The sequence below is a fragment of the Microbulbifer sp. S227A genome, assembly GCF_049800935.1.
Genome location: NZ_JBNAFZ010000003.1, coordinates 165431 through 186049 on the forward strand (window position 1 = coordinate 165431; position 20619 = coordinate 186049).

Genomic DNA, 20619 nt, shown 5'->3' on the forward strand with positions numbered 1-20619 from the left:
CGATGCTGACTAATGTTAATCAAATACAGAATTCTCACGCGCCGTGTCCTGCCGTAGCACCAAACAGGAGCAAGGATAGGTGAAAAGGCATGGAAACAAGGCGGCGCTCGGTCGTGAAGGCGGTGATCTGGAACCTGATCGGCCTGACGGTAATGGCCCTGGTGGGGTTTGTCGCGACGGGATCTTTTGTCACCGGGGGTGGCATGGCGGTGGTGAACACCTCGATCGGACTGGTGATGTATGTCGCCTACGAGCGGTTCTGGGCCGGGATCGGTTGGGGGCGCCATGTCTGAGGCGCGCGGATCATCGATGCGGGTCGAGTGGATCACGCTGTTGTTGATCGTCGGATGTTATGCCGCCTGGGGTATGGTGCTGTTCTGGGCTCCCCTTGCGCTTGCGGTGCCGGCAACCGGCATTCTGATTGCCCTGCATGGGTCATTGACACATGAGGCGCTGCATGGGCATCCGTTTCGCTGGCGGTGGGCCAACGAGATCCTGATGGCGTTGCCGCTCAACCTGAGCATTCCGTATAATCGGTTTCGTGACCTGCACCTGGCGCATCATCGGGATGCCAACCTGACCGATCCCTATGACGATCCCGAGAGCAATTACCTGGACCCGGCGGTGTGGCGGCGCTTGGCGGGTTGGCAGCGGCTGGCCTATCGGTTGAACAACACGCTGCTGGGGCGGATGCTGATGGGGCCGTTGATCGGGCAGATTTGTTTCCTGCGCGACGAGCTGCGGGGCGCGCTGCGGGGCGATGGAGCGATCTGGCTGGCCTGGGCGCTGCACCTTGCGGGGGCGGCGGTTGTGCTGCTGATCGTCGCGGCGTCGCCGATGCCGGTCTGGGGGTATCTGGTGTCGGCCTATCTCGGGCTGGGCGTGCTGCGGATCAGAACCTTTCTCGAACATCGGGCGCATGAGCAGGTGCGCAGCCGCACGGTCATCGTCGAAGATCGCGGCATCCTGGCGTTCCTGTTTCTGAACAACAACCTGCACGTGGTGCATCACATGAACCCCAAGGCGCCGTGGTATCGGCTCCCGGCGCTCTATCGCGCAGGGCGTGCGCGGTATCTCGCGATCAATGGCGGGTACGTCTATAGGTCATATGGCGAGGTTTTCAGCCGCTATTTCTGGCGCGGCAAGGACCCGGTTGCACATCCGCTCTGGCCTGGGGATTGAAAACAGGCCACTAGGGGGCATGAGCCTCTGGATACCCGTCACCCTCGCCGCCGCGGCGTTTCAAACCCTGCGCTTCATGCTGCAAAAGAGCCTGAGCACAACGCAGTTATCCGCCGCCGGAGCAACCTTTGCCAGGTTTGCCTATTCCGCGCCGCTGATCCTCGGGTTGCTGGCGCTGTACCTGATGATCAGCGGGCGCAGCCTGCCTGTCTTGTCGCCGCTGTTCTGGACCTTTGCCGTGCTGGGCGGATTGGCGCAGATTCTCGCGACGATCTGTGTCGTGGCACTGTTCAAGCAACGCAATTTCGCGGTGGGCATCACCTTCAAGAAAACCGAGGTGATCCAGACCGCGCTGGTCGGGCTGCTGGTGTTGGGAGAAGGGATCAGTGCCGGCGGATTTGCCGCGATCCTCATCGGTCTGCTGGCGGTTGTTCTGCTGTCGCGCACGCCGGGCGTGACGGGGTCATGGCTTGGACATCTGACAAACCGCGCCTCGCTGCTCGGGTTGGGCTCGGGGGTGTTGTTCGCGGTGTCGGCGGTGACTTATCGCGGGGCATCGCTGCAATTGGCCGATACCGAACCCGTCTTGCGGGCCGCCATCACGCTGGCCGGAGTGGTGACGATCCAGTCCGTCGTCATGGCGGTGTGGCTTGGCCTGCGCGACCGGGCGGAATTGCGCGCGGTCTGGTCGACCCGGCGCGTTGCGGTCTGGGTCGGTATTTTCAGCATGGCGGGATCGTTCTGCTGGTTCCTTGCGTTTACCTTGCAGAATGCCGCCTATGTCAAGGCGCTCGGACAGGTGGAACTCATTCTCAGCCTGCTGGCTTCGGTGCTGTTTTTCAAGGAAAAGATCAACGGGCGCGAGATTGCCGGCATGGCCTTGCTGGGAGTGTCGATCCTGCTGCTGGTCCTCGCGATCTGATCCACGACCCCCTCGTGTTTTGGCCAGATGCCTTTGGGGGGGCGTCGGCACGGTTGCCTGAACGCGGCGCGGGCGGGGCACCACGCCAAGGCGGGCGGAAATTGTCGCCAGAGTCAGGTCCGCGTTGCCCCTGTCAGCCCGTCAGGCCAAGCCGGTTAAGGCTCTGGTCAAGCTCCGCGCTCCATTGCGCGCCAAGTTCGCCATTGCCGCGCTGGCGCAGGCCCCATCGGCGCAACTGGTCGAAACGCTCTTGTGGGACATCCCCGAACATCGGCTCGACGCGGGGCCGCCAATAGGCGACCGAGCTCTTGATGGCGTCGGCGTGACCTTGGTCGACAAGCCGGGCCAGCCCTTCTTCGGCCAGTTGGACGTGGCGGGTTTCAATGGGGGCGACCTTGCGGATGGCATCGGCCAGGGGCTGGTAGGACACCTGCTGCATCTCGGCGAGTTGCTGGCCCACGGCAAGCCCCATGCAGAGGTTCATGGCCACCGCGTCGACCCACCCATCCAGCGGATAGTTCAGCACCGACAGGCGCATGTCATGTTCGCTGCGCCGGCTGCCGATATCGCTGTCGCGGGGCAGGCGCGCGGTCCATGGATGGCTGGTGGCATAGCGCGCGGTATCCGCGCCGAACTCGCCCAGCAGCCGCAGAACCGTGTCGGCATTGTCGGTCTTTTCCAGGACGATCTTGGCGGCGGCGATGCGTTCCTTGATGCCGGGACCGGCGTTGATGACATCGGAAAACCCGGCGGCACCGGCCAGCTCGCTGTCCACGAAGGTGGCCATCATCTTCATCAGTTCGGCGCGATAGCGTGGCGGCACGTTGGTCGGGTTGGTCAGCTTGCCGCCCTGGGACAGGTAGCTTTCGATGCTCATGTCTTCGGCCATGACGGTCTCCTCACTGATCGAAATCGACGACAACCCGGTCGGTGACCGGGAAGGATTGGCAGGACAGCACATAGCCGCGCTGAACTTCGTAATCTTCCAGCGCGTGGTTGGCGACCATCTCGACCTCGCCCTCTAGCACCTTGCAGCGGCAGGTCGAGCAGACCCCGGCCTTGCAGGCATAGGGCGCGTCAATGGCGTTTTCCAGCGCCGCGTCCAGAACGGTCTGGTCCTTGTCCATGGTAAAGCTGCGCGCAGATCCGTCCAGCGTCACGCTGGCCTCGGTGGTCTTGGCGCTGCCTGTTTCACCCGTGGCGCTGGCCTTGCGTTGCAGCCGTCCGGGCTGGGCGCTGGCGAAAAGTTCGAACTTGATCTGCGCATCGTCAAGCCCATGCGCGCGCAGGGCCGCCGCGATCCCCAGCATCATCGGTTCGGGGCCGCAGATAAAGGCCGTGTCGATATTGGTGATGTCGATCCAGTGCCGGAACAGGGCGGCGCATTTCTCGGCATCGACGCGCCCGGTGAACAGGTCGATGTCCTGGGCATCGGATTCCAGCACATGGATCACGGTCAGCCGCCCCATGTATTCGTTCTTGAGGTCTTCAAGCTCTTCGCGGAACATGATCGTGTTCACGCCGCGGTTGGCATAGACCAGCGTGAAGGTGCTGCGCGGCTCGGCCCGCAATGTCGTCTTGAGGATCGACAATACCGGCGTGATCCCCGAACCACCGGCAAATCCCAGGTAATTGCGCGCCTGCGCGGGGTCGAGCGGGGCAAAGAAGCTGCCCATCGGTTCCATCGCCTCGAGCGTGTCGCCGGGCTTCAGATCTTCGTTGGCCCAGGTCGAAAAGGCCCCGCCATCGACCTTTTTGATGCCGACCTGGAGGATCCCGTCCGACCTGGCGGCGCAGATCGAGTAGGAGCGGCGCAGTTCGGTGCCGTCAAATTCGCGCCGGAAGGTCAGGTACTGACCCTGGGTAAAGTCGAAATCGCCGCCATTCAACGGTTGCAGCGAGACCACGACCGCGTCACGGATCGTCTTGCGCACATCGGTGACGGTCAGCGGATGAAAGCGCGCCATGGGTGATCTCCTCAGATGCACTTGAAATAGTCAAAGGGTTCCATGCAGTCCCGGCAACGCCACTGGGCCTTGCAGGGGGTCGAGCCGAACTGGCTGATCCGTTCGACATTGCCGCTGTTGCAGTGCGGGCAAGCGTCGGGGCCACCGGCGGCACGGGGCGGGGCGATGCCGTATTCGACCAGCTTTGCGCGCCCCTTGTCCGACAGCCAGTCGGTGGTCCAGGGCGGGCTGATCCGGGTCTTGATGCGAATGTCCTTCAGACCCCGATCCCGCATCGCGGTTTCGATATCCATCGCGATCACGCCGGTCGCCGGACAGCCGGAGTAAGTGGGCGTCACGGCGATTTCCAGCGCGTCATCCTGCCAGCGGACATCGCGCACGATGCCCAGATCAACCACCGAGATCACCGGGATCTCGGGATCGGGCACCTGGTCGAGCCAGTCCCAGACTTGGTCAACGGCGGGTTTCATGTCACCAGCTTGCGCCGGGATAGGCGCGTTGCAGCCACTGCATCTGGGTCAGCATGTGGCCGAGATGCTCGGAATGGCGAAAGCCGCTCTTGCCGCCCTTGTGGGCAAAATCGCTGTCGGGAATGACCAGCGTTGCCTGGGCCATCACATCGGTAACGCGCCGATCGAACGCCGCGCGCAACGATGCCGGATCGGGTGCGATCCCGGCCTCGGCCATCGCCGTGTCAACCTCATCCGCCACAAAGAACTCGCCCACATAGGGCCAGAGCAGGTCAAGCGCGGCCTGCATTCGGCGGTGGCTTTCCGATGTGCCGTCGCCCAGCCGGATCACCGTGTCGCCGGAACGCTCGGCGTGATAGGCGGCTTCCTTGACGGATTTGGCGGCAATCTCGGCCACGCGGGTTTCGCCCGAGTGTTGCAGCGCCTCGAGCATCGGCAGGTGCCAGGCATCGAACAGGAACTGGCGCATCATCGTCTGGCCGAAATCGCCATTGGGCTGTTCCACCAGCAGGGCATTGCGGAAATCCCACGCGTCGCGCAGCATGGCGAGATCGTCGGCACTGCGCCCCGCGGCCTCGACCTCGGCGGCAAGGCCCAGCCACATCTGGGTCTGGCCGATCAGGTCGAGCGCGGTATTGGCCAGCGCGATGTCTTCCTCCAGCGCCGGCGCGTGACCGCACCATTCGCTGACCCGGTGTCCGAGCACGAGGGTGTTGTCGCCCATGCGGCAGAGAAATTCGAAATAGGCAGGGTTTGACATTACATCGCCCCCACGTCTTCGGGAATGTCATAGAAGGTCGGGTGCCGGTAGACCTTGGATTCCGACGGCTCGTAGAGAGGGCCCTTGTCCGAGGGCGACGAGGCCGCGATATGCCGGGCCTCGACGGCCCAGATGCTGACGCCTTCGTTGCGGCGGGTATAGACGTCGCGGGCGTTCTTGATCGCCATTTCGGCGTCCGGTGCGTGCAGGCTGCCGACGTGGCGGTGGCTCATCCCGTGCTGGCCGCGGATGAAGATTTCCCAGAGCGGCCATTCGTGGCGGCGCGGCGGCGTTTCGGCGTCCGGCGTGTCGGGATATGCGGAATTCGGAGAGCTCATTCTGCGGCGACCTTTCTGCTTGCGCGTTTCTCGGCATGGGCCAGAAGCCCGTCGCGGACCCATTTGCCGTCGTCCCAGGCCTTGTTGCGGGCGGCCAGCCGTTCGGTGTTGCAGGGGCCGTTGCCCTTGAGCACGTCAAAGAACTCGGACCAGTCGGGTTCAGCGAAATCATAGCCGCCCTTTTCCGCGTTCCATGCCAGCGTGTCATCGGGCACGGTCAGGCCAAGGAATTCGGCCTGTGGCACGGTCTGGTCGACGAATTTCTGGCGCAGCTCGTCATTGGTGTTCATCTTGATTTTCCACGCCATGGATTGCGCAGAGTGAACACTGTCCTTGTCGCTGGGGCCGAACATCATCAGCGACGGATACCAGAACCGGTTGAGCGCATCCTGCGCCATCCTTTTCTGCGCCGGGGTGCCCCGGGCCATCTTCATCATGATGTCATAGCCCTGGCGCTGGTGAAACGACTCTTCCTTGCAGATGCGGATCATCGCGCGCGAATATGGGCCGTATGACGTGCGCTGCAGCGGCACCTGGTTCATGATCGCCGCGCCGTCAACCAGCCAGCCCACGGCGCCCATATCGGCCCAGGTCAGGGTCGGGTAGTTGAAGATCGAGCTGTATTTCATGCGCCCGTCGAGCAGCATCTCGGTCAGCTCGTCACGGGTGACGCCCAGCGTCTCGGCGGCGCAATAGAGATACAGCCCATGCCCGGCCTCGTCCTGCACCTTGGCCAGCAGGATCGCCTTGCGTTCCAGGGTCGGCGCGCGGGTGATCCAGTTGCCTTCGGGCAATTGTCCGACGATCTCGGAATGGGCGTGCTGGCCGATCTGGCGGATCAGGTTCTTGCGATAGCCGGCGGGCATCCAATCCTTGGGTTCGATCTTGTCGCCGGCGTTGATGCGCTCCTGAAAGGCGCGCTCTTGCGGGTCCATCTCGTCCAGTGACTTGACCCCGCTACCGGTCGATTTCACCATCTGTGCATACATCGTCATACCTCATTTCGGGCGCGGTGCCGTGGCCGCCTGAGTCGAGCTTAGCATAATTGTCGGGTTGCCGGTATCGCCCGGTCGCGCGTCTCCTCGGTGGGCGGGCAATGGTAAACATTGCCGACCGCACGGTCGGTCTAGGGGATGTGGCGATTCCATGCAAGAAAAAGTTACGGAAATTTTATGGATAGGAATTTTTGTAACAATACGCCTCGCCCCCGCTCAAGAAGCGGGCATCTGCCTTGTGCGGGGGCGGCCGTGGTCACAAAGGCTTCACAAACACCGGGTATAAGGGATTTTTAATGAAATCGCTTCATTCTCGTTATAGACTTGGTTTGGGGAACGAGGCCGAGTGAAAAACATGTTTATCAAGCAGTTGCCCTTGCGATGTGAGTGCTCGCACAAGAGCGATGTGCGAAGCCAGTTCGCGGCGCTATGTTACCGGATCGTCAAGAACCGGGTCGAGATCCTGCTGATCACGACGCGGCGCACCGGGCGTTGGATCATTCCCAAAGGGTGGCCGATTGACGGATTGACCCCGGCGGACTGCGCCGCGCAGGAGGCATGGGAAGAGGCCGGGGTGCGCGGTCAGATCCATGACCATTGCCTGGGGCTGTTCTCGTATAACAAGATGATGGATGATGACGAGGTTTTGCCCTGTGTCGCAATGGTTTACCCTCTCAAGGTCAAGTATCTGGTAAACGACTATCCAGAGGTCGGCGAGCGCCGCCGCAAATGGGTTTCGCGCAAGAAGGCGGCCGCCATGGTGATGGAGCCTGAACTGGCGCGGATCCTGCGGGATTTCGATCCCAGGTACCTGAAGTGACGACGGGGGCGACTTGAATTTGGTGCTTTTGCGGATATCTACTCTGTCAGACCGTGACGAGGCACCGAGATGATTCAGTACGCCCTGAAATGCGCAGAAGGCCATAGTTTTGACAGCTGGTTCCAGTCGGCCAGCGCCTTTGACAAGCTCATGCGGGCCGGAATGATATCCTGTGCGGTCTGTGGCGGTACCAAGGTCGAAAAGGCGATCATGGCCCCGAATGTGCGGGGCTCACGCAAATCCGATGAGCGGCGTGCCCTTTCTACTCCGGCCAGCCCGGCGGAACAGGCGCTTGCGGAGCTGCGCAAGAAGGTCGAGGAAAATTCCGACTATGTCGGGATGAATTTCGCCGCCGAGGCCCGCGCGATGCATGAGGGCAGCGCGCCCGAGCGTTCGATCTATGGCGAGGCGCGGGCCGACGAGGCGCGCAAGCTGCTGGAAGACGGCGTGCCGGTAGCCCCCCTGCCATTCACCCCGAACCGCAAGACCAACTAGACCGGTTTCGCCGCACCCTGCGGGCCGTTTGCGCACTTGCCCTTGGCGAGCCCCTATCATATAGGCGGGCGAACTGACGGCTAAGGCGCATGGAAAGGCCCCATCATGCCTGTACTTGTGATGAAATTCGGCGGCACTTCGGTTGCCAATCTCGACCGTATCCGGCGCGCGGCGAAACGTGTCGGGGTCGAAGTGGCCAAGGGTTATGACGTGATCGTCATCGTTTCGGCCATGTCCGGCAAGACCAATGAGCTGGTCGGCTGGGTCGAGGAAACCTCGCCCCTGTTCGATGCCCGCGAGTATGACGCCGTGGTATCCTCGGGCGAAAACGTGACCGCCGGTTTGATGGCGCTGACGCTGCAGGAAATGGACGTGCCGGCGCGCAGCTGGCAGGGCTGGCAGGTGCCGTTGCGGACCACGGACGCCCATGCCAGCGCCCGGATCGAAGAGATCCCGCCCGAGAACATCAATGCCAAGTTTGCCGAAGGCATGCGCGTGGCGGTGGTCGCGGGGTTCCAGGGGATCGGGCCGGACGGCCGGATCACCACGCTGGGCCGGGGCGGGTCGGACACCACCGCCGTGGCCTTTGCCGCCGCCTTCGATGCCGAGCGCTGTGATATCTATACCGACGTGGACGGGGTCTATACCACCGATCCGCGGATCACCGACAAGGCGCGCAAGCTGGACAAGATCGCCTTTGAGGAAATGCTGGAACTGGCCAGCCTGGGCGCCAAGGTGTTGCAGACCCGCTCGGTCGAACTGGCGATGCGCTATAATGTCCGGCTGCGGGTGCTCAGCAGTTTCGAAGAACAATCCGACACGGCGGGAACGCTGGTCTGCGATGAGGAGGAAATCATGGAATCCAAAGTTGTGGCCGGCGTGGCCTATTCCCGTGACGAAGCCAAGATGACGCTGTTGTCCGTCGCCGACCGTCCGGGCATCGCATCGACGATCTTTACCGCGCTTTCCGAGGCCGGCGTGAACGTTGACATGATCGTGCAGAACATCTCGGAAGAGGGCCGCACGGACATGACATTCTCTTGTCCGATCAACCAGGTGGCCCGCGCCGAGCAGGCGATGGATGACGCCCGCAAGGCCGGTGCGCTGAATTTTGCCGAGCTGGTGGCCGACAAGGATGTCGCCAAGGTGTCGGTGGTCGGGATCGGTATGCGCAGCCATACGGGTGTCGCCGCCAAGATGTTCCGGGTGTTGTCGACCGAAGGGATCAACATCAAGGTCATTACAACTTCCGAGATAAAGATTTCCGTCCTGATCGACCGGAAATACATGGAACTTGCGGTCCAAGCCCTGCATGATGCCTTTGAACTGGACAAGGCGGCCTGAGCACGCTCCGCTTGGGCTGTCTGTTTGAGAGGAACTGAACCAGGCATATGGCGGACCGGACCGAAACTGAAAGTCGCAAACTGCTCGGGCGGCTGCGCAACGCGATGGCCAACAACGTGGCGGGCCAGGCGCGGCTGGACAAGATCACCCATCTGATCGCCGACAGCATGGGCACCGAGGTGTGCTCGGTCTACCTGTTCCGTGACGAAGAGACACTGGAACTCTGCGCCACCGAGGGGCTCGAGGCCGAGGCGGTTCACCAGACCCGTATGCGGCTGGGCGAAGGGCTGGTCGGGCGGGTCGCCCGCACCGGCAGCATCGTCAACACGCCCAACGCGCCCGCTGAAAAGGGGTTCCGCTATATGGCGGAAACCGGCGAGGAACGGTATTCCTCGTTCCTTGGCGTGCCGATCCAGAGGCTTGGCGAAAAGCTGGGCGTGCTGGTGGTGCAATCTCGTGATGCCCGCGAATACACCGCTGACGAGGTTTACGGTCTGGAAGTCGTGGCGATGGTGATCGCCGAGATGACCGAACTGGGTGCCTTTGTCGGCGAGGGCGCGGCGCTGTCGGCGCGGCATCAGCAGCCGGTCCTGTTCCGCGGAACCTCGGGTCAGGAAGGTGCTGCCGAGGGCCATGTCTGGCTGCACGAACCCCGCGTGGTCGTGGCCAACCCGATTGCCGACGATCCGCATCGCGAGCTGGAACGCCTGCACGAGGCGATCGAACAGCTGCGCGTCGGCGTCGACGAGATGCTGGAAATGTCCCGCACCGGCGATACAGAACAGTTGCAGGTTCTCGAAACCTATCGCATGTTCGCCAATTCCAAGGGCTGGATGCGGCGCATGGAAGAGGATATCAGCCGGGGGTTGTCGGCCGAGGCCGCGGTGGAAAAGGAACAATCGCAGGCCCGTGTGCGCATGTCGCAGGTGACCGACGCCTATCTGCGCGAGCGGCTGAGCGATCTGGATGACCTGTCCAACCGCCTGCTGCGCATCCTCACGGGGCAGGGGCGCGAGACGGGGGCGGAATTGCCGCCCGATCCAATCCTTGTGGCGCGCAATGTCGGCCCGGCGGAGTTGCTGGAATACGGGCGCAGCCTCAAGGGTATCGTGCTCGAGGAAGGGGCGGTGGGCAGCCATGCCGCCATCGTTGCGCGTGCCCTGGCGATCCCGCTGCTGGTGCATGCCGGGAGGATCACCACAGAGGCGCTGAACGGCGATCACATCATGGTCGACAGCGATCAGGGTGTCGCCCATCTGCGCCCGGATGACAACGTGGTGACGGCATTCCGTGACAAGATCGCGATGCAGGCCGACGCCCAGGAACGCTATGCCTCGATCCGCAACAAGCCGGCGACGACCGAATGCGGCAAGACCATCGAACTGCATATGAACGCGGGCCTGATGGCCGATCTGCCGTCGTTGCAGGGCTCGGGTGCCGAGGGGGTCGGGCTGTTCCGCACCGAATTGCAGTTCCTGATCCGCAACCAGATGCCCAGGCGCACCGAACTGGCCGAGCTGTATGCGCGGGTGCTGGATTCGGCGCATGGCAAGCGGGTGGTGTTTCGCACGCTGGATATCGGCTCGGACAAGGTGCTTCCCTATATGAAGCCCAATGACGAACCCAACCCGGCGCTTGGCTGGCGGGCGATCCGCGTCGGGCTGGACAAGCCGGGCGTCATGCGGATGCAGTTGCAGGCGCTGATCCGGGGGGCCAACGGGCGGCCATTGTCGATCATGTTCCCCTTTATCGCGCAGTTCGAGGAATACCGCGCGGCGCGGGCCGAGGTCGACAAGACCATCGCGCGGGAAGAAAGGCTCGGCCATGTGTTGCCCGAGACGCTCGAAGTGGGTGCGATGCTCGAAACCCCCTCGATGGTCTTTGCCCCCGAGGCGTTTTTCGAAGAGGTCGAATTCCTGTCGATCGGCGGCAATGACCTGAAACAGTTCTTCTTTGCCGCGGATCGCGAGAACGAGCGGGTGCGCCGTCGCTATGACACGCTGAATGTCAGCTTCCTGAGCCTGATCGAACGGATCGTTCAGCGCTGCGCCCGTACCGGAACCCGGCTGAGTTTCTGTGGCGAAGATGCCGGCCGGCCCATCGAGGCGCTGTGCCTCGCCGCCATCGGCATCCGGTCGCTTTCGATGCGCCCGGCCTCGATCGGTCCGGTCAAGAGCCTGTTGCGTCGCTCGAACCTTGACGAGGTGCGCGACGTCATCACCGTGGCTCGTGAGAACGGGGAACAGAGCGTGCGCCCCGCCGTGATGGAGCTCTTGCGCAACCGGGCCTGATGCTCCGGGACGGCGACCGGAACCCGGCATCGCGTTTTCCGCATTGCCGGCCCGCCAGGTGCCATAGCACGCGGCACCAGAGTGCCGGGCCGCGCTGGCTCAGCTTGCCTTTCTGATGCCCATCACCCGCGCGCGGGCGCGGGGGTCGGCGTCGAACAGCGCGGCGAGCTGTTCGGTCATGGCACCGGCCAATTGTTCGACATCGGTGATCGTGACCGCCCGTTCATAATAGCGGGTGACGTCATGCCCGATGCCGATGGCCAACAATTCCACCGCCTTGCGCCGTTCGACCATTTCGATCACGTCGCGCAGGTGCTTTTCCAGATAGCTCGCGGGGTTCACCGACAGGGTGGAATCATCCACCGGCGCGCCGTCAGAGATCACCATCAGGATCTTGCGCGCCTCGCGCCGGTTCACCATGCGCCGATGTGCCCATTCGAGCGCCTCGCCGTCGATGTTTTCCTTGAGCAGCCCTTCTTTCATCATCAGGCCGAGATTGTCGCGCGACCGCCGCCACGGGGCATCGGCGCGCTTGTAGATGATGTGGCGCAGATCGTTCAGGCGGCCGGGCTGCTGTGGGCGGCCATCATTGAGCCACGCCTCGCGTGCGAGGCCACCTTTCCACGCCCGCGTGGTAAAGCCGAGGATCTCGACCTTGACGTTGCAGCGTTCCAGCGTGCGCGCCAGCACGTCGGCACAGATCGCGGCAATGGAAATCGGACGGCCCCGCATCGAGCCGGAATTGTCCAGCAGCAGCGTCACGATGGTGTCGCGGAACTCGGTGTCCTTTTCCACCTTGAAGCTGAGCGGGGTGGTCGGATTGGCGACAACCCGCGCCAGCCGTCCGGCATCCAGAATGCCCTCTTCGCGGTCGAACTCCCACGAGCGGTTCTGCTGTGCCTGAAGACGGCGCTGCAATTTGTTGGCCAGCCGCGATACCGCGCCCTTGAGCGGTTCCAATTGCTGATCGAGATAGGCGCGCAGGCGTTCAAGCTCGACCGGTTCGGCGAGATCCTCGGCGGCGATTTCCTCGTCATGGTCGGTCTTGTAGACCTTGTAATCCGGATCCGCATCCGAGATCGGCTGCGGGGCAGGCGGCTCCAGCGGTGCCTCGCCCTCGGGCATTTCGGCATCCTCGGCCAGTTCCTGATCGGCGAGATCCTCCGAACTCACCTGAGCCTGGCTCTGGTCCTGCTGGTCCTCCTGGGTCTGCTCGGGATCGGCATCGGCGCTGTCGTCATTGTCGTCCTGCCCGGTGCTGTCGGGATCCTGATCCTCTTCGGGATTGTCCTCGGCCTGGTCTTCCTGGTCCTCGTCCTCGCTGTCGGGGTCTTCGCCCAGCTGGTCGCCATAGCCAAGGTCGGCGATGATCTGCCGCGCGAACCTGGCGAATTCCGATTGGTCGGCAAGCCGCTCCTGAAGGTCTTCCAGCGTTCCACCGGCTTGTTCTTCGATGAATCCGCGCCACAGGTCCATGACGTTCTGCGCCCCGCGCGGCATGTCGCGCCCGGTCGCCAGATGGCGGATCAGGTAACCGGCGGCAACCGATAGCGGTGCTTCCGACGCCTGGGTGATCTGGTCATAGCCGCGACGCAGCGCCTCGTTGCCGATCTTGGCATCGATATTTCCGGCGGTGCCGGGCATGTCACGCGCGCCCATTGCTTCGCAGCGGGCGGTTTCCATGGCTTCGTACAGTTCACGCGCCATGTCGCCCGGCGGCGCATATCGCGCATGGGTGGCGGCATTGTGATACTTGCGGTTCAGCGCCAGCGCATCGGCGGTGCCGCGCGCCAGCAACACTTCGTCGCGGGTCATGCGTCGGCTGACCTGCGGCAGGCGCATGGCATCGCCCGACAGCCCCGAGGGATCGACCGTATAGCTGATCGACAATTCCGGGTCGTCGGCCATCACCTTGGTCGCTTCGGCCAGCGCCTTCTTGAACGGATCGGCGGGGTTGTCGGATTTGATGGCCATTGCGATGCTCGACAGTCTCAGGGTTAGCGTTGCGCGCCGGAGTATTCCCACGCAAGATGATCGGGCCCGGCAGATGTCGGTCGCACGTATTTGGCGAAGGATACCGGTCTTGCGCGTTGTATATTGTGTTTACGGAAAGCGAAAGTACGTCTTGCAACTCGAGGGCTCGATCCGTTCGTTGCGGCAGCATCACCCGGAGGCCCGGATCGAGGTGCATACCACACCGGATTGCGCGCCGCGGCTGGTCCATCTGGGCGCGGAAATCCACTTGATCGAGGGCGCAGCCCCGCGCGAGAGCGCCTGGCATGATCCGCTGATGAAAGCGGCGGCGATCCGCGCTGCCTGCGGGTCGGATTTCCTCTATCTGGACAACGACACCCATATCTGTGGGTCGCTGCAACCGGCCTGGGAAATGCTGGACCGGTTTGACTACATGGGTGTTCATGCTCCGATTCATGACCAGCGTGAGTTTCTGGGCTATCCGAGCCCCCCGGACCTGCTCAGGTTGCCAACGGCCTTTCCCGAGTGGAACAGCGGCGTGCTGTTCCTGTCAGGCCGACAGGCCGCGTCCGACCTGATCGCGAACTGGCATGGGCTGTTGTCTCGTGGCTATGAGGGGAACAGCGACCAATGGCTGCTGCGGATCGCCTTGTGGCAGGGGACGGGGCGGGCGCATGTGCTGCCGGTCACCTATAATTGCCGGCTGCCCCTGTGCCCGTCGGTCTATGGCAAGATCCGGGTGCTGCACGGGGAACATCCCGACCTTGCGGGCGTGGCCGCGGCATTGAATGCCGATCTCGGCCCGCGCCAGCTGCGGCGACGCAAGGGGACATGGAGCTATGCCCTTGCGAGCAGACAGCAATCCCGTCCCGCCAATTAGCAGGGCGCGCCTGTTCGTCCGGGCTTAGCCCAGTGCCGTGCTCGCGGCGCTCTCGGGCAGTTCCTCGTCAAAGCAGCGCTGATAGAATTCGGCAACGGTCTGCCGCTCCAACTCGTCGCACTTGTTGAGGAAGGACAGGCGGAAGGCATAGCCGACATTGCGGAAGATCTCGGCATTCTGCGCCCAGGTGATCACCGTCCGCGGGCTCATCACGGTGGACAGGTCGCCGCTCATGAAGGCGGTCCGGGTCAGCTCGGCAACGGTCACCATCTGGCTGATCGTCTTGCGGCCCTTCTCGGTGTTGTAATGCGGCGCCTTGGTCAGGACGATGGCGCTTTCGGCGTCATGGCTGAGATAGTTCAGCGTCGCCACCAGCGACCAGCGGTCCATCTGGGCCTGGTTGATCTGCTGGGTGCCGTGATACAGGCCGGTGGTGTCGCCCAGACCAACGGTGTTGGAGGTCGCGAACAGGCGGAAGAACGGGTTCGGCGTGATGATCTCGTTCTGGTCCAGCAAGGTCAGCTTGCCGTCATGCTCCAGAACCCGCTGGATCACGAACATCACGTCGGCGCGCCCGGCATCGTATTCGTCGAACACGATCGCGGTCGGGTTGCGCAGCGCCCAGGGCAGGATGCCTTCGTGGAATTCGGTGACCTGCTTGCCATCGCGCAGCTTGATCGCATCCTTGCCGATCAGGTCGATCCGGCTGATATGGCTATCGAGGTTGACCCGCACGGTCGGCCAGTTCAGCCGCGCCGCCACCTGTTCGATATGCGTCGATTTGCCGGTGCCGTGATAGCCCTGCACCATGACCCGCCGATTGTGCGAAAACCCGGCCAGGATCGCCAGCGTGGTGTCGGGATCGAACTTGTAGGTGGCGTCAAGCTCGGGCACACGATCGGTACGATCGGCAAAGGCCTTGACCGTCATCGGGGTATCAATCCCGAACACCTCGCGCACCGAGATCTCCTCGGTCGGTTTCGCATTCATCTCAATCATGCCGTCAGCCATGCCCGTTGTCCTTATCCTCTGTCCCCCCGGCTGGGGGCCGAACCCGCGTGTGGTGCAACATTCGGCGGGCAAGGGCAAGGGGAAGGGCGTTGAATTTCGCCCCGACAAGGCGCTGTGCCGGACGTTTCTCGACCCGGTGCGGCCTGACATGCCGCTGCGCCCGCCCGCACAGTCGGTTTGTCATGCAATGCCTTTGGGTCGGCAATGCGTGAAAAAGCTGAGTTCGTCGAAGATCAACGAACGATCCCTGCCAGCCCGAAGCGGACGCATCGCACCCGAGACGATTCAGCAATAGCTGACTTTCGTTGGTGGTCCGCGAACTGGAAGGGTGCGGGACAAAACTGCCTACCAACGCGCGCTCGTCAATGTCCGGTTTGGCCGAGCCATTCAAAAAACGGTGGTTTTTGAGTGGCCCTTCAGGCACTGGTATAAAGCGACTTAACAGGGGGGATAACGTGTACGAAGAACAATCTTTTCGAAAAAGCGAGAAACCCAGCAATGACCTCTTAGGTAGTGGAGTGTACGCACTCGGCGTATTGACGGGCATTTTGATCGGCTTAGCACTATATTTGGGTGTTCAAGTCTTTTCATCATTGCTGTCTCGAGACGAAATAATAGATATCCTGCCGCCGGTGACGGCTTTTCTGGTGTCTTTGGTGTCCTTGCAGATATCCTTTCGGGCGTTGACAGAACAAAGGCGCATGAGGCAAGCCGGTGTAGATCCTGTTCTAGTTGCGCATATCGCCAAGGACGAGATGTATCCTTTGGTGTTGTCGCTGAATATCACTAATGTTGGCGCTGGCGCTGCTATTAATGTTAAGGCGCAATTGAAGGGAGATATTTCTCCTGGGCGCTCTGATTTTTTGGATCGGATACTTAGGTCTGACTTCTTCAATAATCAGCGATCATTGGCAGTTGTCCTCCAAAACCAAACAGTACCTCATTGGATGGGAACTGGTCCTGATCTCTTTGGTGACGATACTCCGATTGCCCCATTTTCAATACTACTCACCTATGAAGACATTGAAGGATCTAGCTATTCATCTACTCACGAAATTAACATCTTAGAATTTGAAAATGCCAACGCCAACGAGCCAGCGGATACTAAGATATTTCGTGAGCTAGAGAAAATTCGAAAACTGTTAGAAAAGCTTCAGAAGTAGTTTGCAATTTGTATTCTAAAATAGCTCGTGTCACAAATCCTCCATTTTCAGCATTCCCAAGCCGCCTTGATTGGCATTGCCAAAATCTCTCTCAAAACCTAAATAGTTATTGAAGTTTCTTGGTCGCTCTCATGAAGGCGGATTTTCATCCAGCGCGCGGAATTGGTCAGGCTGGACTCGATCCCGCCATTCGCCGCGTCCAATGCAAAGGTCCGCAGTAAGAAAATGGCCCCGACTATGCAAAGCCCGCTCTCTGCGCATCGCTGACATTCGCTCGCGCCGCAGCGTTCGTAACGCTTGGCTCAAGCCAGAGGCCGGCATCGCCACGTATATGCGCGCCTCAATCCTTGAAATTCCGGCTGACCTTGATCTGGTCCCAGGCCCAGACGACCAGTTGCAGCTGCTCTTCCTGCGAGCGGTCGCCGCCATTCATGTCCGGGTGCAGCACCTTGATCAGCTTCTTGTAGGCCTTGCGCACTTCCGGTTTGCTCCAGGTGTCCTTGGCTTCGAGAATCTCGATGGCGCGGCGTTCGGTCGGGGGCAGGCGGCGGCCCGCGCCGGCGTTGCGGCCGGGGTTCTGTGTGGCGTTCGCGCCCAGCACCTGGTGCGGGTCTTCGATGCCCAGCCGCGCCCAGGCCCGCGCTTCGGGGTCGGTCATCGGCTTGGTCGTGCGCTCCCACACCTTGTCCTTGGTCTGCTGCGCGTTGATCTCGGCTTCGGTCGTGCCGTCGAAGAAGTTCCACTTGAGATTGTACTCGCGCACATGCTGCTGGCAAAACCAGTAAAAGTCGTCCAGCACGTCCGGCGCCTTGGGGGCACGGAATTTCCCGGCCTCGGTGCAGCCGGGATGCTCGCATTGGCGCACCGAGGTTTCGGATGCGCCGGACATGCCGCGCCGCCCGCGGGGGTTCTTTTTCTTGGCGGACTTGACTGACATGTCAAAGCCAAACGGGTCTGATTTTGTCATCACGGGAACCTTTGTACGGGCATCTTTTAGACTCGGAGGCCAGAGTTTAAAGTATGTAGCGTGAGATAGAAGAGGGTGCGGCAAAAAAAATGCCGCAAAGTCAGAATATGAGCGTTACCAACGAAATCCGCGCGCGGTTGCAGGCCGCGTTTTCCCCCACCGCGCTGGACATTGTCGATGACAGCGAGCGGCACCGTGGCCATGCCGGATACCAGGAAGGGGGCGAGAGCCATTTCAACGTGCGGATCCGGTCGGACGCCTTTCGCGATCAGTCCCGGATTGCGCGGCACCGGGCGGTGCATTCGGCGCTTGGGGCCGATCTGGTGGGGCGCATTCATGCGCTGTCGCTGGATATCGGTGTCTGACCGGGCCATTTCAAGGCCGCCCGGTCATGGCTTTGTGGCGGGAGCGCCGTTCAGGTCGTTTCGTGATCGTCGTCGCGCCGTTCCGGTTTGATGTCCGAGACAATCGGCGGCATGCGCGCCGGTTCCTCTGCGGTGACCGGCGGCGCGGGTACGATGGCGGGGCCTTCGGTGGCGGGTGTGTCCATCACCGGGGCGACGACGGCCAAGTCTTCTTCCAGCGCGCGGCGAAAGATCAGCACATTGCGCCAGTTGGTTGCCGACCCGGTCAGCCCGCTGCGCTCCTCGCTGGGCAGCAGCTCGGCCCGCAGGTATTCCCAGCCCGACGCGGCCATCTCGTTCAGAACCGCCTCGATGGACAAGGCAAACCGCCCTTCCGGCGTCTTGACGCCCTTGGATTTCTGCCCTTTCTGCGGGGCAGGGACGACCTTGTACTCATAGCGTGGCATGTCAGGGATCCCGAGTTCGTTCTGCGCGCATCCTATAGCAGCGCGGTGATGGCCAATACCAGCCCTATCGCCTGATGCCGATGCTGCGCCCGGCCCGTTCCGGGCGGGGCAGCTCTGCATGGGCCTTGGCCATCGCGGCAAACTTGTCGGCCACTTCCGGCGGGAATGGCGCGACCTTTGGTCCGCTCATGTCGATATGCAGCCCCAATGCCTCGCCGGTCGCGGCGCGCCAGCCGTCTTCGTGGTAGAGTTCCTGGTAGGTGTGGAAGCTCTTGTCGCCATGATCGACAAGTTGCAGGCTGGCGCGCACGCGGTCGCCCTCGTGCAATTCGCGCAGGTAGCAGATGTGAAACTCGGCCGTGTAGGTGGTGAAGCCGCGCGATTTCGCATAGTCCGGACCAAGCCCCAGCAAGGCATAGGCCTCGTCCGCGCAGCTGTCGAAGAGCACGTTGTAATAGGCCATGTTCATGTGGCCGTTGTAATCGATCCACTCGGGTTTCACGGTCATCACGCTCGACATGAACGGCGCTGCCTGGCTCATCTGCTCTCTCCCTCTGTTCCGGTCCGCGCCAGCCTAAACGCTGTGGCATCGCAACGGAACCCGCCGGACGTGAGGCATAGGCACCGCGCGCCGCCGGTTAATCGGGCCGGCGCGGCTCTGCCCCTCAGAGCCCCAGCTTGGCGGCGACGATCTGGTTCACCGCCTTGGGGTTGGCCTTGCCGCCGGTTGCCTTCATCACCTGACCGACGAACCATCCGGCGAGCTTCGGGTTGACCTTGGCCTTTTCGACCTGTGCGGGGTTGGCGGCGATGATCTCGTCCACGGCGGTTTCGATGGCACCGGTGTCGGTGACCTGTTTCATGCCGCGCGTTTCGACGATCTCGGCGGGGGTGCCGCCCTCGGTATAGACGATCTCGAACAGGTCCTTGGCGATCTTGCCCGAGATGTCGCCCTTGGTGATCAGCTCGATGATCCCGCCCAGCTGTGCGGGGGATACCGGGCTGTCGGTGATTGCGTGATCCTCTTTCTTGAGCCGCCCGAAGAGTTCGTTGATGACCCAGTTGGCCGCCAGCTTGCCGTCGCGCCCCTGGGCGACGGATTCGAAATAGCCGGCGGATTCCAGATCGGCGGTCAGCACCGAGGCATCATAGTCGGACAGGCCGAAATCCTTGATGAACCGCGCCTTTTTCTCGTCCGGCAGTTCCGGGAGATTGGCCGCGATGTCATCAACCCAGGCCTGTTCGATCTCCAGCGGCAACAGGTCGGGGTCGGGGAAATACCGATAGTCATGCGCCTCTTCCTTGCTGCGCATCGAGCGGGTTTCGCCCTTGTCCGGATCATAGAGCCGGGTTTCCTGTTCGACCTCGCCACCGCCTTCGACAATGGCGATCTGGCGACGCGCCTCGACCTCGATGGCCTGTTGGATAAAGCGCATCGAGTTCATGTTCTTGATCTCGCAGCGGGTGCCCAGATGCGAGAAATCCTGGGTCTCCTGGTATTTCTCATAGGCACCGGGGCGGCAGATCGACACGTTCACATCGGCGCGCAGGTTGCCGTTCTGCATGTTGCCGTCGCAGGTGCCAAGATAGCGCAGGATCTGGCGCAGCTTGGTGACATAGGCGGCGGCCTCTTCGGGGCCGCGAATATCCGGACGGCTGACAATCTCCATCAGCGCCACACCGGTGCGGTTCAGGTCGACAAAGGACATGTTGGGATCCATGTCGTGGATCGATTTGCCCGCGTCCTGTTCGATGTGGATGCGTTCGATGCGCACCTGGCGCGCCACGCCATCGCCCATCTCGACCAGCACTTCGCCCTCGCCGACAATCGGGTGGTAGAGCTGGGAAATCTGGTAGCCCTGCGGCAGGTCGGGATAGAAATAATTCTTGCGGTCAAAGGCGCTCGTCAGGTTGATCTCGGCCTTCAGACCCAGCCCGGTGCGCACCGCCTGTTCGACGCAGAACTCGTTGATGACCGGCAGCATCCCGGGCATCGCCGCGTCGACAAAGGCGACATTCGAATTCGGCTCGGCCCCGAATTTGGTCGAGGCACCGGAAAACAGTTTGGCGTTCGAGCTGATCTGCGCATGCACCTCCATGCCGATGACCAGTTCCCAGTCGTGCTTGGCCCCGGCAATGGTTTTGGGCTTGGGGGTGGTATAGCTCAGATCCAGCATGGCGTGCCTCTTGTCCAACGTCGATGCCTTCTAGGACACCGATCAGAGCGGG

Annotated in this window: 22 protein-coding genes; 10 read left to right on the plus strand and 12 right to left on the minus strand. The window is 62.1% G+C overall.

What is annotated here, in order from left to right:
* Window positions 1-89: 89 nt before the first annotated feature.
* From ACP15R_RS08545 to ACP15R_RS08555, 3 genes are read left to right on the plus strand one after another with little or no spacing between them, the layout of a single operon-like run.
* The gene (locus ACP15R_RS08545; protein WP_424985980.1) at window positions 90-293 is read left to right on the plus strand and encodes a DUF2061 domain-containing protein; all 204 of its coding nucleotides are present in this window, start codon (window positions 90-92) and stop codon (window positions 291-293) included.
* Window positions 286-1182, plus strand: coding sequence for a fatty acid desaturase (locus tag ACP15R_RS08550; RefSeq protein WP_424985981.1), 897 nt, complete (start codon window positions 286-288; stop codon window positions 1180-1182). Before ACP15R_RS08545 ends, ACP15R_RS08550 begins: the two co-directional genes overlap by 8 nt.
* Window positions 1183-1201: 19 nt before the next feature.
* Window positions 1202-2104 (plus strand): EamA family transporter, encoded by a 903-nt coding sequence (locus ACP15R_RS08555; protein ID WP_424985982.1) that lies wholly within the window; start codon window positions 1202-1204, stop codon window positions 2102-2104.
* 133 nt (window positions 2105-2237) lie between these two features.
* Here ACP15R_RS08555 and ACP15R_RS08560 read toward each other — a convergent pair whose 3' ends face one another.
* The 6 genes from ACP15R_RS08560 to paaA are packed head-to-tail and all read right to left on the minus strand — an operon-like array spanning window position 2238 to window position 6634.
* Window positions 2238-2993, minus strand: a complete 756-nt coding sequence (locus ACP15R_RS08560) for a Phenylacetic acid catabolic protein (protein WP_424985983.1) — start codon at window positions 2991-2993, stop codon at window positions 2238-2240.
* A gap of 10 nt (window positions 2994-3003) precedes the next feature.
* The gene (gene paaE / locus ACP15R_RS08565) at window positions 3004-4071 is read right to left on the minus strand and encodes a 1,2-phenylacetyl-CoA epoxidase subunit PaaE (RefSeq protein ID WP_424985984.1); all 1068 of its coding nucleotides are present in this window, start codon (window positions 4069-4071) and stop codon (window positions 3004-3006) included.
* An 11-nt stretch (window positions 4072-4082) separates the two neighbouring features.
* Window positions 4083-4541 carry a 1,2-phenylacetyl-CoA epoxidase subunit PaaD gene (gene paaD, locus ACP15R_RS08570; protein WP_424985985.1) on the minus strand — a complete coding sequence of 153 codons (459 nt, stop codon included), beginning with the start codon at window positions 4539-4541 and terminating at the stop codon, window positions 4083-4085.
* A gap of 1 nt (window position 4542) precedes the next feature.
* Entirely contained in the window at window positions 4543-5301 is a 759-nt protein-coding gene (paaC, locus tag ACP15R_RS08575; protein WP_424985986.1) for a 1,2-phenylacetyl-CoA epoxidase subunit PaaC, read from the minus strand.
* Window positions 5301-5639: a 1,2-phenylacetyl-CoA epoxidase subunit PaaB gene (gene paaB, locus ACP15R_RS08580; RefSeq protein WP_424985987.1), complete on the minus strand. Its 339-nt coding sequence runs from the start codon at window positions 5637-5639 to the stop codon at window positions 5301-5303. The genes paaC and paaB overlap by 1 nt, the downstream gene beginning before the upstream one ends.
* Complete coding sequence (gene paaA / locus ACP15R_RS08585) at window positions 5636-6634, minus strand: 1,2-phenylacetyl-CoA epoxidase subunit PaaA (RefSeq protein ID WP_424985988.1); 999 nt, start codon at window positions 6632-6634, stop codon at window positions 5636-5638. The genes paaB and paaA overlap by 4 nt, the downstream gene beginning before the upstream one ends.
* Window positions 6635-6989: 355 nt before the next feature.
* Between paaA and ACP15R_RS08590 the strand changes: the two genes are divergently transcribed.
* The 4 genes from ACP15R_RS08590 to ptsP all read left to right on the plus strand — a co-directional run bounded on the left by ACP15R_RS08590 (window position 6990) and on the right by ptsP (window position 11584).
* On the plus strand, window positions 6990-7454 hold the full coding sequence (locus ACP15R_RS08590; protein WP_424986373.1) for an NUDIX hydrolase: 465 nt from the start codon (window positions 6990-6992) through the stop codon (window positions 7452-7454).
* Between the two features lie 69 nt (window positions 7455-7523).
* A complete protein-coding gene (locus ACP15R_RS08595; protein WP_424985989.1) occupies window positions 7524-7949 on the plus strand; it encodes a DUF1178 family protein in 426 nt (141 codons plus the stop codon).
* A 105-nt stretch (window positions 7950-8054) separates the two neighbouring features.
* Entirely contained in the window at window positions 8055-9293 is a 1239-nt protein-coding gene (locus tag ACP15R_RS08600) for an aspartate kinase (protein ID WP_424985990.1), read from the plus strand.
* A gap of 47 nt (window positions 9294-9340) precedes the next feature.
* Window positions 9341-11584: a phosphoenolpyruvate--protein phosphotransferase gene (ptsP, locus tag ACP15R_RS08605; RefSeq protein WP_424985991.1), complete on the plus strand. Its 2244-nt coding sequence runs from the start codon at window positions 9341-9343 to the stop codon at window positions 11582-11584.
* 99 nt (window positions 11585-11683) lie between these two features.
* Here the strand turns inward: ptsP and cobT are convergent, their stop codons facing one another.
* A complete protein-coding gene (cobT, locus tag ACP15R_RS08610) occupies window positions 11684-13558 on the minus strand; it encodes a cobaltochelatase subunit CobT (RefSeq protein WP_424985992.1) in 1875 nt (624 codons plus the stop codon).
* A 151-nt stretch (window positions 13559-13709) separates the two neighbouring features.
* On the opposite strand from cobT, the gene ACP15R_RS08615 reads away from it, so the two are divergent.
* Window positions 13710-14438 (plus strand): hypothetical protein, encoded by a 729-nt coding sequence (locus ACP15R_RS08615; RefSeq protein ID WP_424985993.1) that lies wholly within the window; start codon window positions 13710-13712, stop codon window positions 14436-14438.
* A 24-nt stretch (window positions 14439-14462) separates the two neighbouring features.
* On the opposite strand, the gene cobS is transcribed toward ACP15R_RS08615, so the two are convergent.
* Window positions 14463-15449, minus strand: a complete 987-nt coding sequence (gene cobS, locus ACP15R_RS08620) for a cobaltochelatase subunit CobS (RefSeq protein WP_424985994.1) — start codon at window positions 15447-15449, stop codon at window positions 14463-14465.
* Between the two features lie 455 nt (window positions 15450-15904).
* On the opposite strand from cobS, the gene ACP15R_RS08625 reads away from it, so the two are divergent.
* Window positions 15905-16612 carry a hypothetical protein gene (locus ACP15R_RS08625; protein ID WP_424985995.1) on the plus strand — a complete coding sequence of 236 codons (708 nt, stop codon included), beginning with the start codon at window positions 15905-15907 and terminating at the stop codon, window positions 16610-16612.
* Window positions 16613-16952: 340 nt separating this feature from the next.
* On the opposite strand, the gene ACP15R_RS08630 is transcribed toward ACP15R_RS08625, so the two are convergent.
* Window positions 16953-17579, minus strand: coding sequence for a J domain-containing protein (locus ACP15R_RS08630; RefSeq protein ID WP_424985996.1), 627 nt, complete (start codon window positions 17577-17579; stop codon window positions 16953-16955).
* A 107-nt stretch (window positions 17580-17686) separates the two neighbouring features.
* Between ACP15R_RS08630 and ACP15R_RS08635 the strand changes: the two genes are divergently transcribed.
* A complete protein-coding gene (locus tag ACP15R_RS08635) occupies window positions 17687-17944 on the plus strand; it encodes a BolA family protein (RefSeq protein WP_424985997.1) in 258 nt (85 codons plus the stop codon).
* A 50-nt stretch (window positions 17945-17994) separates the two neighbouring features.
* On the opposite strand, the gene ACP15R_RS08640 is transcribed toward ACP15R_RS08635, so the two are convergent.
* From ACP15R_RS08640 to gatB, 3 genes are all read right to left on the minus strand, one after another.
* Complete coding sequence (locus ACP15R_RS08640; RefSeq protein WP_424985998.1) at window positions 17995-18390, minus strand: DUF4177 domain-containing protein; 396 nt, start codon at window positions 18388-18390, stop codon at window positions 17995-17997.
* Window positions 18391-18454: 64 nt separating this feature from the next.
* Window positions 18455-18931 carry a thioesterase family protein gene (locus tag ACP15R_RS08645; protein ID WP_424985999.1) on the minus strand — a complete coding sequence of 159 codons (477 nt, stop codon included), beginning with the start codon at window positions 18929-18931 and terminating at the stop codon, window positions 18455-18457.
* Window positions 18932-19055: 124 nt separating this feature from the next.
* Window positions 19056-20567 carry an Asp-tRNA(Asn)/Glu-tRNA(Gln) amidotransferase subunit GatB gene (gene gatB, locus ACP15R_RS08650; protein WP_424986000.1) on the minus strand — a complete coding sequence of 504 codons (1512 nt, stop codon included), beginning with the start codon at window positions 20565-20567 and terminating at the stop codon, window positions 19056-19058.
* Between the last annotated feature and the right edge of the window lie 52 nt (window positions 20568-20619).

What these genes read in the sequence shown, in the direction of transcription:
- ACP15R_RS08545 (WP_424985980.1), top strand. Translation starts at nt 90, where the DNA reads ATGGAAACAAGGCGGCGCTCGGTCGTGAAGGCGGTGATCTGGAACCTG.
- ACP15R_RS08550 (WP_424985981.1), top strand. Translation starts at nt 286, where the DNA reads ATGTCTGAGGCGCGCGGATCATCGATGCGGGTCGAGTGGATCACGCTG.
- ACP15R_RS08555 (WP_424985982.1), top strand. Translation starts at nt 1,202, where the DNA reads ATGAGCCTCTGGATACCCGTCACCCTCGCCGCCGCGGCGTTTCAAACC.
- ACP15R_RS08560 (WP_424985983.1), bottom strand. Translation starts at nt 2,993, where the DNA reads ATGGCCGAAGACATGAGCATCGAAAGCTACCTGTCCCAGGGCGGCAAG.
- paaE (WP_424985984.1), bottom strand. Translation starts at nt 4,071, where the DNA reads ATGGCGCGCTTTCATCCGCTGACCGTCACCGATGTGCGCAAGACGATC.
- paaD (WP_424985985.1), bottom strand. Translation starts at nt 4,541, where the DNA reads ATGAAACCCGCCGTTGACCAAGTCTGGGACTGGCTCGACCAGGTGCCC.
- paaC (WP_424985986.1), bottom strand. Translation starts at nt 5,301, where the DNA reads ATGTCAAACCCTGCCTATTTCGAATTTCTCTGCCGCATGGGCGACAAC.
- paaB (WP_424985987.1), bottom strand. Translation starts at nt 5,639, where the DNA reads ATGAGCTCTCCGAATTCCGCATATCCCGACACGCCGGACGCCGAAACG.
- paaA (WP_424985988.1), bottom strand. Translation starts at nt 6,634, where the DNA reads ATGACGATGTATGCACAGATGGTGAAATCGACCGGTAGCGGGGTCAAG.
- ACP15R_RS08590 (WP_424986373.1), top strand. Translation starts at nt 6,990, where the DNA reads ATGTTTATCAAGCAGTTGCCCTTGCGATGTGAGTGCTCGCACAAGAGC.
- ACP15R_RS08595 (WP_424985989.1), top strand. Translation starts at nt 7,524, where the DNA reads ATGATTCAGTACGCCCTGAAATGCGCAGAAGGCCATAGTTTTGACAGC.
- ACP15R_RS08600 (WP_424985990.1), top strand. Translation starts at nt 8,055, where the DNA reads ATGCCTGTACTTGTGATGAAATTCGGCGGCACTTCGGTTGCCAATCTC.
- ptsP (WP_424985991.1), top strand. Translation starts at nt 9,341, where the DNA reads ATGGCGGACCGGACCGAAACTGAAAGTCGCAAACTGCTCGGGCGGCTG.
- cobT (WP_424985992.1), bottom strand. Translation starts at nt 13,558, where the DNA reads ATGGCCATCAAATCCGACAACCCCGCCGATCCGTTCAAGAAGGCGCTG.
- cobS (WP_424985994.1), bottom strand. Translation starts at nt 15,449, where the DNA reads ATGGCTGACGGCATGATTGAGATGAATGCGAAACCGACCGAGGAGATC.
- ACP15R_RS08630 (WP_424985996.1), bottom strand. Translation starts at nt 17,579, where the DNA reads ATGACAAAATCAGACCCGTTTGGCTTTGACATGTCAGTCAAGTCCGCC.
- ACP15R_RS08635 (WP_424985997.1), top strand. Translation starts at nt 17,687, where the DNA reads ATGAGCGTTACCAACGAAATCCGCGCGCGGTTGCAGGCCGCGTTTTCC.
- ACP15R_RS08640 (WP_424985998.1), bottom strand. Translation starts at nt 18,390, where the DNA reads ATGCCACGCTATGAGTACAAGGTCGTCCCTGCCCCGCAGAAAGGGCAG.
- ACP15R_RS08645 (WP_424985999.1), bottom strand. Translation starts at nt 18,931, where the DNA reads ATGAGCCAGGCAGCGCCGTTCATGTCGAGCGTGATGACCGTGAAACCC.
- gatB (WP_424986000.1), bottom strand. Translation starts at nt 20,567, where the DNA reads ATGCTGGATCTGAGCTATACCACCCCCAAGCCCAAAACCATTGCCGGG.